This is a genomic window from Amycolatopsis sp. MtRt-6 (assembly GCF_017308975.1).
In the GTDB taxonomy this organism is placed as follows: domain Bacteria; phylum Actinomycetota; class Actinomycetes; order Mycobacteriales; family Pseudonocardiaceae; genus Amycolatopsis.
Map to the genome: position 1 here is coordinate 104210 of NZ_JADWPD010000013.1, position 14791 is coordinate 119000.

At 73.3% G+C, this 14791-nt stretch carries 14 protein-coding genes; 5 read left to right on the plus strand and 9 right to left on the minus strand.

Annotation, left to right across the window (positions count from 1 at the left end):
• Positions 1-5: 5 nt before the first annotated feature.
• Complete coding sequence (locus I4Q55_RS22650) at positions 6-575, minus strand: TetR/AcrR family transcriptional regulator (RefSeq protein WP_206790340.1); 570 nt, start codon at positions 573-575, stop codon at positions 6-8.
• Positions 576-658: 83 nt separating this feature from the next.
• Here I4Q55_RS22650 and I4Q55_RS22655 point away from each other — a divergent pair, with 83 nt between their 5' ends.
• From I4Q55_RS22655 to I4Q55_RS22670, 4 genes are all read left to right on the plus strand, one after another.
• Positions 659-1597 (plus strand): alpha/beta hydrolase, encoded by a 939-nt coding sequence (locus I4Q55_RS22655; protein ID WP_206790341.1) that lies wholly within the window; start codon positions 659-661, stop codon positions 1595-1597.
• A complete protein-coding gene (locus I4Q55_RS22660) occupies positions 1594-2790 on the plus strand; it encodes a cytochrome P450 (RefSeq protein ID WP_206790343.1) in 1197 nt (398 codons plus the stop codon). Before I4Q55_RS22655 ends, I4Q55_RS22660 begins: the two co-directional genes overlap by 4 nt.
• A gap of 72 nt (positions 2791-2862) precedes the next feature.
• The gene (locus I4Q55_RS22665) at positions 2863-3519 is read left to right on the plus strand and encodes a HEAT repeat domain-containing protein (RefSeq protein ID WP_206790344.1); all 657 of its coding nucleotides are present in this window, start codon (positions 2863-2865) and stop codon (positions 3517-3519) included.
• The gene (locus tag I4Q55_RS22670) at positions 3513-4487 is read left to right on the plus strand and encodes a HEAT repeat domain-containing protein (protein WP_206790345.1); all 975 of its coding nucleotides are present in this window, start codon (positions 3513-3515) and stop codon (positions 4485-4487) included. The genes I4Q55_RS22665 and I4Q55_RS22670 overlap by 7 nt, the downstream gene beginning before the upstream one ends.
• Here I4Q55_RS22670 and I4Q55_RS22675 read toward each other — a convergent pair whose 3' ends face one another.
• Positions 4488-5027, minus strand: a complete 540-nt coding sequence (locus I4Q55_RS22675; protein WP_206790346.1) for an ABATE domain-containing protein — start codon at positions 5025-5027, stop codon at positions 4488-4490. It lies immediately after the preceding gene.
• Between the two features lie 94 nt (positions 5028-5121).
• On the opposite strand from I4Q55_RS22675, the gene I4Q55_RS22680 reads away from it, so the two are divergent.
• A complete protein-coding gene (locus tag I4Q55_RS22680; protein WP_206790347.1) occupies positions 5122-6291 on the plus strand; it encodes an MFS transporter in 1170 nt (389 codons plus the stop codon).
• Positions 6292-6293: 2 nt separating this feature from the next.
• Here the strand turns inward: I4Q55_RS22680 and I4Q55_RS22685 are convergent, their stop codons facing one another.
• The 7 genes from I4Q55_RS22685 to murD form a co-directional block, all read right to left on the minus strand.
• The gene (locus I4Q55_RS22685; RefSeq protein WP_206790348.1) at positions 6294-7547 is read right to left on the minus strand and encodes a vanadium-dependent haloperoxidase; all 1254 of its coding nucleotides are present in this window, start codon (positions 7545-7547) and stop codon (positions 6294-6296) included.
• Positions 7548-7620: 73 nt separating this feature from the next.
• A complete protein-coding gene (locus tag I4Q55_RS22690) occupies positions 7621-8451 on the minus strand; it encodes an NAD(P)H-binding protein (protein WP_206790349.1) in 831 nt (276 codons plus the stop codon).
• Between the two features lie 77 nt (positions 8452-8528).
• Positions 8529-9374 carry a cell division protein FtsQ/DivIB gene (locus I4Q55_RS22695; RefSeq protein ID WP_206790350.1) on the minus strand — a complete coding sequence of 282 codons (846 nt, stop codon included), beginning with the start codon at positions 9372-9374 and terminating at the stop codon, positions 8529-8531.
• A gap of 4 nt (positions 9375-9378) precedes the next feature.
• A complete protein-coding gene (murC, locus tag I4Q55_RS22700) occupies positions 9379-10716 on the minus strand; it encodes a UDP-N-acetylmuramate--L-alanine ligase (RefSeq protein WP_242546550.1) in 1338 nt (445 codons plus the stop codon).
• A 52-nt stretch (positions 10717-10768) separates the two neighbouring features.
• The gene (gene murG, locus I4Q55_RS22705; protein WP_206790353.1) at positions 10769-11893 is read right to left on the minus strand and encodes an undecaprenyldiphospho-muramoylpentapeptide beta-N-acetylglucosaminyltransferase; all 1125 of its coding nucleotides are present in this window, start codon (positions 11891-11893) and stop codon (positions 10769-10771) included.
• On the minus strand, positions 11890-13398 hold the full coding sequence (gene ftsW, locus I4Q55_RS22710) for a putative lipid II flippase FtsW (protein WP_206790354.1): 1509 nt from the start codon (positions 13396-13398) through the stop codon (positions 11890-11892). Before ftsW ends, murG begins: the two co-directional genes overlap by 4 nt.
• Positions 13385-14791 carry a UDP-N-acetylmuramoyl-L-alanine--D-glutamate ligase gene (gene murD, locus I4Q55_RS22715; protein WP_206790355.1) on the minus strand — a complete coding sequence of 469 codons (1407 nt, stop codon included), beginning with the start codon at positions 14789-14791 and terminating at the stop codon, positions 13385-13387. Before murD ends, ftsW begins: the two co-directional genes overlap by 14 nt.

Consider the following 14791-nt stretch of genomic DNA (forward strand, 5'->3'; position numbering starts at 1 on the left):
CCGCGTCAGCCGTCCACGCCCTCGACCGGGTCCGGCACCGAGGTGACCGCCAGCATGTGGGGCCAGATCGCCGCACCCATCCGCTCGGGCGTACCGGGACACCCACGACGCAACCAGTCGATGACCGTACCCAGCACGGCTCCCGCGATGAACGCCGCCGCCGGATCTTCCTCGCCCTCGGCGAAACCACGCTTCACGTGGGTCGCCGTCGTGATCCGCTCCAGCAGGTAGTTGATCACCCGGGCACTGCCGCCGTCGCCGAGCAGGGTGCGGTAGAGGTGCGCGTTCTCCGCGACGTGCGTGAACAGCCGGGGCAGCGGGTTGGCGACGGAACTGCCGCCGGCCAGCGGGGCCGTCGCCACCAGCTCGTCGAACAGGGCGGTGCACGCGCACGCGGCCAGCTCCGCCAGGTCGGTGTAGTGCTCGTAGAACGTCGAGCGGTTGACGCCGGCGCGCTTGGTGACGTCGGAGATCGATATCTGCGGCAGGTCCCGGTCCACGATCAGCTCGCGCAGGGCGGCTTCCAAGGCCGCGCGCGAGCGCCGGGTGCGGGGATCGACTGGCGGTGCGGGCACCCGCGCATCCTATAGTTTCCGACAGATGTTGGTTATCCATCAGTTGTCGGATAGGCTGGCCTTCCAAGATCAGGGAGGCTGTCATGTCGGTTCTGGGCGCGCCGCCGGTGGCGGCGACGCTGGCCCGGGTCATGCAGGGACTGCACCCGCTCGGCTCCGTCGTGCTCAGACGGCGTGCCGAGGCGAAGTTCCCGGAGTTCCCCGGCGACACCCGGGAAATCGCCGTCCCCACCGCCGTCGGCCCGGCCCGCGCGGTCGTCTACCGCCCCGCCGGGCCGGCCGCGAACCCGCCGGCGCACGTCAACTTCCACGGCGGCGGGTACGTCATGCGCGGCATCGAACTCGACGACCCGCTGTGCCGGTACCTGGCCGCCGAAGCCGGCGTGGCCGTGGTGAACGTCGACTACGCGGTCGCCCCGCGGCACCGGTTCCCCGCGCCGCCGCACCAGGCGTTCGACGTCGTCCGGTGGGTGGCGGCGCACGGCGGCGAACAGGGCTGGGACGGCACCCGGCTGACGGTCGGGGGCCAGAGCGCCGGCGGCGGGATCGCCGCGGCCGTGGCGCGGCTGGCGCTCGAACACGGCGGCCCGGCCATCGCCCTGCAGGTCCTGCACTACCCACCGCTCGACCTCACCGTCCCGGCCGCCGGCAAGCCCGCGGCGATCCCGAAACCACTGCTGCGGCCCTGGATGGGCGAGATCTTCGACAACGCCTACGTCCCCGACCGCGCCGCACGCGCCGACCGCCTGGCCTCCCCCGCCGGCCCGGCCGACACCGCGGACCTCACCGGCATCGCCCCCGCGCTGGTCATCACCCCGGAGTACGACCGGCTCCACGCCGAAGGCCTGCGGTACGCGCGGCGGCTGCGCGCGGCCGGTGCGCTGCGCGAGCACCACGACGTCCCGCGGGCCGACCACGCCTACGACATGAACGACATCGACCAGGCCCGCACGAACTACGCGCTCATCGCGCGGCACATCAGGACGGCCACCACCACGGCCACCACCAGGGAGGAATCATGAGCACCCCGCTTCCGGTCTACCCCGGAACCCGGTCCCCAAGCTGCCCGTTCGACCCGCCCGCCGCGTACGCGGACTGGCGGCGGGCCGAGGGCCTGCAGCGGGCCACGCTGTGGAACGGCGCCACGGCCTGGGTCGTGAGCCGGTACGCCGACGTCCGGGCCGTACTGGCCGATCCCCGGGTCAGCGCCGACGCCCGCCGGTTCCCGGAGCTGAACCCGGGCGCCGGGCAGGGACGGCCGCACGCCTTCCCGCGGATGGACGACCCGGACCACGCCCGGCTGCGCCGCATGCTCACCGGCGAGTTCACCGTCAAGCGCGTCACCGCGATGCGCCCGCACATCCAGGACCTGGCCGACCGGTTCCTCGACGCGATGATCGCCCAGGGGCCGCCCGCGGACCTCGTGCGCGACTACGCGCTGCCGATCCCGTCGCTGGTCATCTCGGTGCTGCTCGGCGTGCCGTACGCCGACCACGAGTTCTTCCAGGCCCACAGCACCACGATGAACCGCGCGGAGGCCTCCGCCGAGGAGAAGGGCGCCGCCGGCGCCGCGCTGTTCGGGTACCTGGCCGAGCTGGTGGAGCGCAAGCAGCGGGAGCCGGGCGACGACCTGATCAGCAGGCTGCTCGCCGACCGCGTCGCCACCGGCGAGCTCGCGCCGCAGGACGTCGCCATGAACGGCATGATCCTGCTGTTCGCCGGGCACGAAACCACCGCCAACATGATCGGCCTGGCGACGCTGGCCCTCCTGCGGAACCCAGCCGCGGCCGACCGGATCCGGGAGACCGACGACCCCGCGGTGATCGCCACCGCCGTCGAGGAGCTGCTGCGCTACCTCTCCATCGCCCAGGACATGATCCTGCGCGTGGCCGCCGAGGACATGACCATCGGCGGGCAGCCGGTCAGGGCCGGGGACCTCCTGACGATCAACCTGCCGGCCGCCAACCGGGACCCCGAGCTGCTCGAGGCACCCGACACCTTCGACATCGGCCGCGTCACCCGCGGCCACATCGCCTTCGGCCACGGCGTCCACCAGTGCCTCGGCCAGTCACTGGCGCGGGCAGAACTCCAGCTCGCGCTGCCCGCCCTGCTGCGGCGGCTGCCGACGCTGCGCCTGGCGATCCCGCTGGAGGACGTCCGGTTCCGCCACGACATGTCCGCCTACGGCGTCCACGAGCTGCCCGTCACCTGGTGAGGCGTTCGCGCCGGCCTGCGCTTGACCTTGACACTGTGACAAGGTCTTCACTGCGGGGAGGAGGTGGTCACCATGAACCACGCAACGGACACACACCTGCTCGACGCACTGGGCGCCGGGAACTCGTCGAGGCGCCTGGCGGCGGCGCTCGCCGCGGGCACCCGGCCCGACCCCGCGCTCGCCGGCGCGCTCGTGGACCGGTGCGCGGTCGAGCCGGACTTCTTCGTGCGCGACATGCTGACCTGGGCCCTGACCCGCCTCCCGGCGGAGGTCACCGTGCCCCGGCTCGTCGCGGAGCTGGGTTCCGGCCGGGCGCAGGCCCGCAGCCAGGCACTGCACACGCTGTCCAAGATCGGCGACCGGACGACATGGCAGGCGATCACCCGGGCCCTGCTGCACGACCCCGACGACGAGGTCGCGCGCAGCGCGTGGCGGGCCGCCGTCGTCCTCGCCCCGCCCGGGGACCACCCGGAGCTGGCCGCGGACCTGGCGCACCAGCTCGGCCGCGGCGACCGGGACGTGCAGCTGAGCCTCAGCCGGGCCCTCGTCGCGCTCGGCGACGTCGCCGAGCCGGCCCTGCGGCCGGGCCTCGCGAGCCCCGACCCGGCGGTGCGGGCGCACGCCCGCGCCACCGAACAGTTGCTGCGCGACCCGGACAGCGCGTTCGACCTGGCCGTCGACGAGGCGAAGCGGATCGTCGCGCTCGGACCGGACGCCGCCGCGTGCTGATCGGGGAGGTGGCCCGCCGGTCCGGGGTGAGCACGCGGATGCTGCGGCACTACGACTCCCTCGGGCTGGTGCGGCCGACCGGCCGGACCGTCGGCGGCTACCGCGAATACTCCGAAGCGGACATCCGCCGGATCTTCCACGTCGAAGGCCTGCGGTCGCTCGGCATGTCGCTGCGGCAGATCGGCCAGGCGCTGGCGGATCCGGCCTTCACACCGTCCACTTTGGTCGGTGACCTCATCCGGCGGACCGAGGACCGGCTGAAGCGGGAGCAGGAGCTCCTCGAGCGGCTCCGCGCGATCGACGCCTCGGAGCCGGCCGGCTGGGACAGCGTCCTGCACGTCGTCGAGCTCCTGCACGGGCTCGACTCCCCCGATCCCTCACGCCGGCAGCGGGCGGCCCTGGCGCCGGTCGAGGACGTCCCGCTGCTCGCCAAGGCGGTCCTGAGCGAGGCGAACCCGAACGTCGCCGGAGCCCTGCGCTGGGCACTGGCCCGCGCGGGCGCCGACGGCCTGGCCGGCCTGACGGCCGGGCTGCGTTCGGCCGACGTCGACGTCCGGCGGCGCGCCGTGCAGGCGATCGCCGAGCTGCCCGGCGACGAGGCGACCGCGGTGCTCACCGGCGCGCTCGAGGACGCGGACCCGGCGGTCCGCCGCCACGCCGCCCTCGCCGCCGGCAACCGCGGCACGACGGCCGCCGTCCCGGTCCTCGTCGGCATGGTGATCGAGGGCACCAACGACGTCGAAGCGGCGGAAGTGCTGGGGACGCTGGCGGCGGACGCCGAACTCGGCGAACGCATCGTGCGGGCACTGACCGAGGAGCTCACCGGGGCGCCGGCGGTGCGGATCCGCGTGGCCCAGGCCCTCGCCGAGCTGCCGGGAACGACCGCCCGGGACGCCTTGCGGCGCTTGGGCGACGACGAGGACGCGGCGGTCGCGCTCATCGCCTCCGCGCTGGCCGGGGAGCAGTGATCACCGCACCGCGGAATCCTTGGCTCGATAAGTCGACTTCTTCGCCTGGTTCCCGCACACGCCCATCGAGCACCACCGCCGCGTGCCCGGGCGGGACGTGTCCAGGAACAGTGCCCCGCACCGCGGTCCCGCGCACCGCCGCACCCGCGCGAACTCCGGCGACGTCACCAGATCCAGCGCGTCGCGGGCCAGCAAGGCCAGCATCGCCGACGCGGGATCCTCAGCCTGCCAGCGCAGTTCGCCCGACGGCGTGAGCGAAGGCGCCGGGACCGGCGACGCCGCGAACCGGTTCAGCCGCTGCCGCGTCGAGGGGCGCACCGACGTCGTCAACAGCTCGTGGATCGCCTCGCGGACCGCGCGAGCGTCGTCGGCCGACGCCGGGCGGACCGGCGTCGCGAACGGGCCGAACCGGTCGATCCACGCGCCCCAGGCCGCCGCGTCCGGCAGCTCCTCCGTCTCCGACGGTGTCGCCCGGTACCGCAGCGTCCGGATGAAGTCGAGGCACAGGCGGCCGGCTCCCGAGCGGAATCTGTCCGTCATACGCGTCACAGTACGCCGGAACCGGTTTGACTGGTACCGTCGGGAACCGATCAAACCGGTTCCAATCCGGTGACAATCCCGAGGGGGCGCGCGCATGACCGAGACCGAGCAGAAGGCCCCGCCCGGCTGGCTCGTGCTGCTGCTGGCCGTCTCCTGTGGACTGACCGTCGCCAACCTCTACTACGCCCAGCCGCTGCTCGCCGAGCTGCGGCACACCTTCGGGGTCGGGGAGGCCGCCGCCGGCGGGGTCGTCACCGCCACCCAGATCGGGTACGCCGCCGGGATGCTCCTGCTCGTCCCGCTCGGCGACCGGCTCGAAAACCGCGGGCTCGTCGCGACGCTGCTCGCCGTCGCCTGCGCCGGGCTGGTCGTCACCGGCGTCGCACCCGGGTTCGCCGTGCTGCTCATCGCCTCGCTGGCGGTCGGGGCGGCGTCGGTCGTCGTGCAGATCCTCATCCCGTTCGCCGCCGACCTCTCACCCGACGCCATCCGCGGCCGGATCGTCGGCAAGGTCGTCAGCGGGCTGCTGTTCGGGATCCTGCTCTCCCGCGTGGTCGCCAGCCTGCTCGCCGAGGTGACCGGCTGGCGCGTGGTGTTCCTGATCTCGGCCGGCGCGATGGCCGCGCTCGCCGTGGTGCTGCGCTTCATCCTGCCGCGCCGCGCACCGAAGACCGGCGTCCGCTACGGCGAGCTGCTCCGCTCCACCTTCGCGATGGTGCGGAAACACCCGGCACTGCGCCACCGCGCCCTCTACCAGTCGGCGATGTTCGGCGCCTTCAGCGCGTTCTGGACGACCATCGCGTTCGTCCTCACGGCACCGCCGTTCAACTATTCCCAGCTGGGCGTGGGCCTGTTCGCCCTGGCGGGCGCGGCCGGCGCCGCGGTGGCGCCGCTGGCCGGCCGCTGGTCGGACCACGGACACGGCCGCAAGCTCACCGCGGGCGCGTTCGTGCTCTGCGCGGCGGCGTTCGCGCTGGCCGGCTTCGGGGCGCACAGCGTGATCCTGCTGGCGATCGCCGCGATCGCCGTCGACACGGCGGTCCAGGCGACACTGGTGACCGGCCAGCACGTGATCTACCAGCTCGACCCGTCGGCCCGCGCCCGCGTCAACAGCGTGTACCTGGGCACGTTCTTCATCGGCGGCGCCATCGGTTCCCAGGCCGGGTCGATCGCCTACCACCTGGGCGGCTGGACGGCGGTCGTCGTGTTCGCCGGCGTGCTGCCGCTGCTCGGCCTGGCCGGGATGACCCGCACGCGCGTCTAGGTTCAGTGACGCGGCTTGAAGTAGTGCCTCGTGATGTACTTGCCCACGCCCGTGCCGAGCGTCGTGCCGTCGACGTCGGCGGAGCGGAAGTGGATGCCGGCCCAGACGCGGGCGCCGACCACCTCGGCCGTGGCCTGCGAGAAGCTGCCGAAGTGCCGGGTGGTGCCGCTGTCGACGCTGTACGCGCTGAAGGGAACCTTGTCCCGGCCGAAGAAGTGCGCGTAGGCCGTCATCTGCGCCGCCGTGCGGCAGGTGTGACCGGACGGGTAGTCGGGGTTCGGCGGGGTGACCACCAGCGGCGTCCAGCCGGGATCCGGTTCGGTGGCCGGGTTTCCGTCGGTGCCGGCCTCCCGGATGGCGGTGACCGGCCGCCAGAAGTGCCAGAACTCCTTGTCGTTCGCGCAGGCGATCGCGCCGTCCGTGCCGGCGAAGTCCGCCAAGGCGTAGAACCGCGCGGTTTCCAGGACGCCGAGCTTCTGCGTGCGCGCGAGGTCGCGCTTCATCTCCCAGCTGACGGAGCGCCGGTCGTGCCACCACAGCGCCGCCTCGGTCTGGTCCGCGGTGCGGGCGGTGCTCGTCGCCGAGCCGAGCCGCTTGACCTCTTCGACATCGCGGGCGTACGCGCGGCTCGTGACGGCCGGCGGCCCCGGCGTCCGGAACATCGTCGCGTCCGGAACGGCGAACGGCTTCAGGAACCCCACCCAGGCGCCGGTGTTCTCGAACGCCGGCGGGGTCGGGCGGTACTGCCCCGGCTCGGTGCCGACCGTCCAGGGGCGGGGGTCGAAGGCGCCGTCGTCCCGCCGGTCGGCGATCATCGCGGCGGCGGCCTGGGCACCGACTCGGATGCCGCCGCGCTTCGCCGGCCCGTCCGGGAGGCCGGCGAGCCACTCGTCGTACTGGACGCGCAGCCTTTCGCGCTGTTCCGGGAAAATGGCGTCCAGCACGCGGTAGGCGGCCGTGCCGACGGCGGCGTCCACCGACTCCCGGCCGCCGGCTCGCGGGGCGACGAGGTAGGGCTCGTACGGTGTGCCCTCGATCGCGTTCACCGCGTCGTAGACCGCCCCGCTGACCATCGCGAACCCGCGCCCGGCGATCTGCGGCGGCGCCTGGTGCGCGACGTCCCAGATGGCTGTCTGCGCGTTGAGGTCCCAGACCACGACCGCGTTCGGTGCCGCGCCGGCGGCCGAGGGTGCGACGACGAGCGGCGCGGTGAGCGTGAGCGCGGCGAGAACCGCCGCGCAGCGTGCCTTGACCATAGTCAACCCCATGCGGTTCGCATCGACACTGCTACGCAACGTATCGCCACCCCGCCCGCGGAGGCAATCCCCTTTATGCGAAGACTGCCCGATTCGCCTCGACCCACTCGGCGTACGTCGTTCCCGGCCGGCCCAGCAGTTCCTCGACGACGCCGGTCGGCACCTGCGGGTACCGCAGGGATTCTTCGAAGCCTTCGAGCAGCCAGCCGACGGCGTCTTCCGGGACGCCGTAGGCGATCCACCGCGCACGCTGCTCGTCCGGCGTCAGCTCGCGGAACCGGATTTCCCTGCCCAGCACCGACGCCAGGGTTTCGACCTGCCGCCGCTGGCTGATCGCCTCCGGTCCACTGAGGACATAAGTGGCGCCGATGTGCCCTTCGGTCGTCAGCACCCGGGCGGCCACCGCGGCGATGTCGCGGAGGTCGATGGGGGTCGCCGTCGCGTCGCCGTAGGCCATCGCCACCTCGCCCGCCTGGACCATGGGCGCCCAGTCGAGCGTGTTGTTCATGAACATGCCGGGCCGCAGGAAGGTCCAGGCGAACCCGGCGTCCCGGACGGCGGCCTCGACGGCGGCGTACTCGTGGCCACTGGACCCCTCGTGCTCGTCCCCGACGCTGCTGCCCGACAACGCGACGACCCGCTCGACGCCGGCCGCCGCGGCGAGCTCGCAGAACCGCCGGACAGTCCGCGCCATCGGGGCCAGGTAGACCGCGGAGACGTCCTTGAGCGCCACGGGCAGTGTCGACGGCCTCGCCAGCGACCCGACGACCACCTCCGCTTCGGCCGGCAGCTGCGCGCGTTCCGGGTCGACGGTCAGCGCCCGCACGGGCACGCCCGCCGCGACGAGTTCGTCGACCACCAACCGGCCGACGCTGCCGGTCGCGCCCGTCACCAGGATCGTCATGAGCAACCTCCTTGTTCTCGTATGCCGTACGGGATCGTACGCCATACGAGAACCCGGGTGCACGGGAAAACGAAACTTCAGGAGGTGATGGTCGGCAGTTCCGGTGCCGCGACGTCGTAGATCTTGCCGTCCTGCGTCAGCAGGGCCGCCAGGACCTTGGCCTTGCGGTCCGTCTGCTCGGCGGTCCCCCAGCGGACGATCTTCCCGTTGGCCAGCGTGAACTCCACGCTCGCCGGCGTCTTCGCCGTCGCCGTCGTGACCTGCTTGAGCAGCTGCTCCGGGATCACCCCGAGCACCGCCGTCACCGCGCGGGTCACCGGGTCGTCGGCCGAGACCTTCGGCAGCTTGAGCTCCGGCAGGCCCGGTGGCCGGGCCGGGATCGTCTTGAACACCACGCCGCCGCCGTCGACCAGGTGGACGCCGTCGCCGCCCGGGCCGCTGTCGAAGAACGCGATCGCCGTCCGCTCGGTCACCGTGATCTCGACCGTGTTCGGCCACGAGCGGGACACCTCGACCGTCGCGATGCCCGGCATCGCCGCCACCCGGTCGCGGATCTCGTCGGTGCTCAGCCGCAGCATCGGCTTCTCCGCCGGGACCGCCGCCACCGCGCGGATCTGGTCGGCGGGCACCGTGCGGGCCCCGTTGACCGCGACGTCCCGCACGCCCAGCATCGAGCTGAAGAACAGCAGGTAGACCAGGGCCACCACGGTGAGCACCGAAAGCAGCGCGACCCACCGGCGGCGGATCTCCACCTGCCGGGTGGGCCGGTTGCGCGGCGACGGCCGCGCGGCGACGCGGGTCCGGCGGCGCTCCTCCTCGGAGCGCCGTCCCCGGCGTTGCCGGGCCAGGGAAGCGCGATCCGGCACGTCTTCCGCGCCGCCGGAAGCGGAAGACGGACGGCGGCGTTCCCTGGTCGGACTCATGGCTTCAGCGCTTGTCCAGCTCGGCGAGGATCTCCGGACCCAGCTGCGTGACGTCGCCCGCGCCCATGGTCACGACGAGGTCGCCGGGCTTGGCCAGCCCGGCCGCCAGCGGCGCCGCGACGTCGAACGCCGGCTCGTAGTGCACCGACGCCGTCACCTTGTCGGCGATCAGCGCGCCGGTGACGCCCGGTACGGGTTCCTCGCGCGCGCCGTAGACGTCCAGCACCACGACCTCGTCGGCCAGCGACAACGCCTCCGCGAACTCCGTCGAGAACGTCTTGGTCCGCGAGTACAGGTGCGGCTGGAACACGACGATCACCCGGCCGGACCCGGCCGCCGTCCGCACCGCGCGCAGCTGCGCGGCCACCTCGGTCGGGTGGTGGGCGTAGTCGTCGTAGACGCGGACGTCGCCGGCCCGGCCCTTGAACTCGAAGCGACGCCGGACGCCGCCGAACGCCCCGAGCCCTTCCACCAGGCCTTCGACCGGCGCCCCGAGCTCGATCCCGGCCAGCAGGGCCGCGACCGCGTTGAGCGCCATGTGCACGCCCGGCACCGCGACCTTGACGTCGATCAGCTCGCCCCGCAGCGAGAGCTGGACGATCCCGCCGTCCGGCAGCGCCTGGTAGGACCTGATCCCGGCATCGTCGGCACCGCCGGCCCGGCGGCCGTACCGCCGCACCCTGACACCGCGCTCGGCGGCCTCGTCGCCCAATGCGTCCGCGCCCTCGTCGTCGGCACAGACGATGAGCAGCCCGCCCGGCACGATCCGGCCGACGAACTCGGTGAACACCTTCGTGTAAGCCTCGGCCGTGCCGTGGTGGTCCAGGTGGTCCGGCTCGACGTTCGTCACGACCGCGACCGACGGCGAGTAGGTCAGGAACGACCCGTCGCTCTCGTCGGCTTCGGCGACGAAGACGCCACCCTCGCCGTGGTGGGCGTTGGCGCCGGACTCGTTGAGGTCACCGCCGATGGCGAACGACGGGTCGAGCCGGCAGTGCTGCAGCGCCACGGTGAGCATCGACGTCGTCGACGTCTTGCCGTGCGTGCCCGCGATGCAGGCGACCCGGTGGCCTTCCATCAGCCCGGCCAGCGCCTGGGCCCGGTGCAGCACCGGGATGCCCGCCGCACGCGCCGCGGCCAGCTCCGGGTTCGTCTCCTTGATCGCCGTCGAGACGACCACCGCGGACGGCGGCTCCGCAAGCGCCGCGATGTTCGACGCGGCCTGGCCGACGAACAGCTCCGCGCCCTGGGCACGCAGCGACAGCAGCGCGCGCGACTCCTTGGCGTCCGAGCCGGACACGAACGCGCCCCGGGCCAGCAGGATCCGCGCGATGCCGGACATGCCGGCCCCGCCGATCCCGATCAGGTGCGCCCGGCGCAGCTCTTCAGGCAACTCAAGCACGGGCGGCCTCCAGAACGATCCGGGCGAGGGTTTCGTCGGCCTCGCGGTGGCCCATGCCGACCGCCGCCGCGCCCATCTTCGCAACGCGGTCGGCGTCGGTGACCAGCGGGACGACGAGTTCGGCGACCTTGGCCGGGCTCAGGTCGGCGTCGTCGATCATCAGCGCGGCCCCGGCGTCGACGGCGGGCCGGCCGTTGGTGGCCTGCTCGCCGTTGCCGATCGGCAGCGGGACGAACACCGCGGGCAGCCCGACCGAGGTCACCTCGGCGACGGTCATCGCGCCCGAGCGGCAGATCGCGACGTCGGCCGCGGCGTAGGCCAGGTCCATCCGCTCCAGGTACGGCACCGGCACGTACGCCGGCTTGCCCGGGAACTCCTGCACGACCAGCGTGTTCTTCGGCCCGTGCGCGTGCAGCACGCCGACGCCGGCGTCCGCCAGGTCCTTCGCCGCGCCGGACACGGCCGCGTTGATCGACTGCGCGCCCTGCGAGCCGCCGAAGACCAGCAGCGTCGGCGCGTCCGGGTCCAGCCCGAAGAACTCGCGCGCCTCGGCCCGCAGCGCGGCCCGGTCGAGCGCCGTGATCGACCGCCGCAGCGGGATCCCGACGACCTCGGCCTTCGGCAGCGGCGTGCCCGGGACGGCGACGGCGACCCGCGCGGCGAACCGGGCGCCGACCTTGTTCGCCAGGCCGGCCGACTTGTTGGCCTCGTGCACGACGATCGGGACGCGCCCGCGCGCGGCCAGGTAGGCGGGCAGGGCGACGTACCCGCCGAAGCCGACGACGACGTCCGCGCCGACGCGGTCGAGGACCTCGCGGGTCTTGCGCACCGAGTCGCGGACCTTCAGCGGCAGCTTGACCAGCTCCGGCGTCGGCTTGCGCGGCAGCGGGACCGGCGGGATCAGCTCGAGGGGGTAGCCGCGGGCCGGGACCAGCTTGTTCTCCAGGCCGCGCTCGGTGCCGAGGGCGACGACCTTCGCGTCCGGGCGCAGCCGCATGACGGCGTCGGCCAGGGCGAGGGCGGGTTCGATGTGTCCTGCGGTGCCACCTCCGGCGACCACCACCACGGGCGCCTTGCCCGCGGCTGATCGCTCGGCTCCCTTGACGGGCTTACTCACCTATGACCTCTCCGGTTCGCGGTACTCCGGGTACCACGGCTCGCTGTTGTCCGCGCGGCCCCGCCGCGAGACGTGGCCGTGCTCGTCCGTGCCGCGCTGCGGCGCACCGGTTCGCGGACCGACCTGCGTCGTTCCTGTGCCGGGGCGGGCCGGGCCGCACGGGGCGCCGGCCTGGCCGCCTTCGCCCCACTTCGCCCCGCCGCCTTGCGCGTGGCGGGCGGGCGGTACGGGTCGGGCGCGGGCAGCCGCAGCAGACGCCCGAATTTACCCGGCCCCTGTGTGCGCAGCGCGGCCACCGCCTCCGGTTCGTGCCGGGCGGCGTTCGCCAGCACGCCCATGATGAGCATGGTGATCACCAGCGAGGTGCCGCCGTAGGAGATGAGCGGCAGCGTGACGCCGGTGACCGGCAGCAGGCCGACGACGTAGCCGATGTTGATGCCGGCCTGGGCCACGAGGAACACCGTGAGCGTGCCGGAGACGATCCGGATCCACGGGTCGATGTTGCGGGTGGCGATCCGCAGGCCGACGATCGCGACCCCGCCGAACAGGGCGAGCACGACGACGCAGCCGATCAGCCCGAGCTCCTCGCCGATCAGGGCGAAGATGAAGTCGTTCTGCACGTTCGGCAGGTAGCCCCAGTTGGACGTGCCCTGGCCGAGACCCTTGCCGAGGAACCCGCCGTCGGCCAGCGCGAGCTTCGCCTGGTTGGCCTGGAAGCCCTCGGCGGTGACGTCGGCGTCCGGCGACAGGAACGACATGACCCGGGCGAGCCGGTAGGGCGCGATGACGGCGAGCACGAGCACGCCGGCCAGGCCGCCGGCGAGGATCACGCCGAACAGCCGTTTCGGCGCGCCGGCGAACCACAGCAGCGCCAGCAGCACCACGGCCAGGGTGACCGTGCCGCCGAGGTCGGGCTGCAGCATGACCAGGGCGAACATCAGCAGCGCGATCGGCACCACCGGTACCAGCAGGTGCCGCCACTGGTGGATCACGTTGTACTTGATCACCAGGATGTGCGCGCCCCAGAAGGCCAGCGCGACCTTCGCGGCCTCGACCGGCTGGAAGGTGAACTCGCCGATCTTGAACCAGCCCTGCGAGCCGTTGACCTCCGAGCCCAGCGGGGTGAGCACCAGCACCAGCAGGATCAGGCAGATCACCGTCGCGGTGGCCGACATCCGCCGGATCCGCTCCAGCTTGACCCGCAGGCCCAGCCAGAACACCACCGAGCCGAGCGCGACGAAGACCAGGTGCTTGACGAACAGCGAGTAGACGCCGCTGCCGGTCTTCGGGTTGTAGGAGGCGACCGAGGACGCCGAGAGCACCATGACGATGCCGATGACGGTGAGCACGCCGGTGAGGGCGAGCACCAGGTGGAACGACGCGAGCGGCCGGGAGAGCCACGCGGTCAGCGCGGTCCGGACGGCGACGAAGCCGCTTTCCTTGCGCTCGCGGCGCGGCCGCTTCGGCGGGGGTTCGGGCTTGGGCTTCGGGTCAGCTGTCGGCACTCGGCTCCCCCGCTGCGTCGTCGCGGAGGACACGCACGGCCGCGGCGAACGCGTCGCCGCGCTCGCCGTAGCTCGAGAACATGTCCAACGACGCCGCGGCGGGTGCCAGCAGCACCACGTCACCGGGTCGGGCCATCGCGCTGGCCGCACTCACCGCCGCAGTCATGGGTTCATCGTCACCCGGACGGAGGCTGTTCACCGGGACATCCGGCGCGTGTCGCGCAACCGCGGCGGCGATCACGGGTGAATCGACGCCGAGGAGCACGACTCCGCGGAGGCGGCCGGCGATGCTGCGCACCAGCTCGTCGACCGAGGCGCCCTTGAGCTGGCCCCCGGCGATCCAGACGATGCTCGCGTGCGCGCGCAGGGAGCCGGCGGCCGCGTGCGGGTTGGTCGCCTTCGAGTCGTTGACGTACCGCACCCCGCCGACCTCGGCGACCTCGACGGCCCGGTGCGGGGCCGGCTGGTACTCGCGCAGGCCCTTCAGCACGGCCTCCGGGGAGACGCCGTGCGCGCGGGCCAGCGCGGCCGCGGCGAGGGCGTTCGCGACGTTGTGCGGACCCGCCGGGCGGACGTCCGACAGCGTCGCGAGCTCTTCGGCGCTGTTCGCCGGGTCGGCGACGAAGGCGCGGTCGACCAGCAGGTCTTCGACCACGCCCAGTTCGCCGGCGCGCGGGGTGTCGAGCTGGAAGCCGACGCGGCGGGCGCTCTCGGGCGCGTGCTCGGCGGCGATCCGGGTGGACCAGTCGTCGTCGGCGTTGTGCACGGCGACCTTGGCGCGGGCGTAGACCCGGCCCTTCGCGGCCGCGTACTCGGCCATCGAGCCGTGCCAGTCGATGTGGTCCTCGGCCAGGTTGAGCACCGCGGCGGCGTCCGGGGCCAGCGTCGACGACCAGTGCAGCTGGAAGCTCGACAGCTCGACAGCCAGCACGTCGTGGCCGGCGCGGACCGCGTCGAGCGCCGCGTACCCGATGTTCCCGCAGGCCACGGCGTTGGCGCCGGCCGCCTTGAGGATCGATTCGAGCATGCCCGCGGTGGTCGTCTTGCCGTTGGTGCCGGTCACGACCAGCCAGGACGGCGGGTGCTCGCGCAGCTGCCCGACCCGCCAGGCCAGTTCGACGTCGCCGATGACCTCGACCCCGGCTTCGGCCGCGGCCACGAGCAGCGGCGACGTCGGCCGCCAGCCGGGGCTGGTGACGACGAGTGCCGTTCCTTCCGGCGGCTCGGTCAGGCCCGGCACCAGCTCGGCGCCGAGGCCGTCGAGCTCGGCCAGGCGCTCGGCGTTGCCGTCGGTGACGGTGACGCGCGCACCCAGCTCGACCAGCACCGGCACCACGGACTTGCCCGTGACGCCGGCTCCGGCGACGAGAACGTGACGACCGGCGATGTCCAA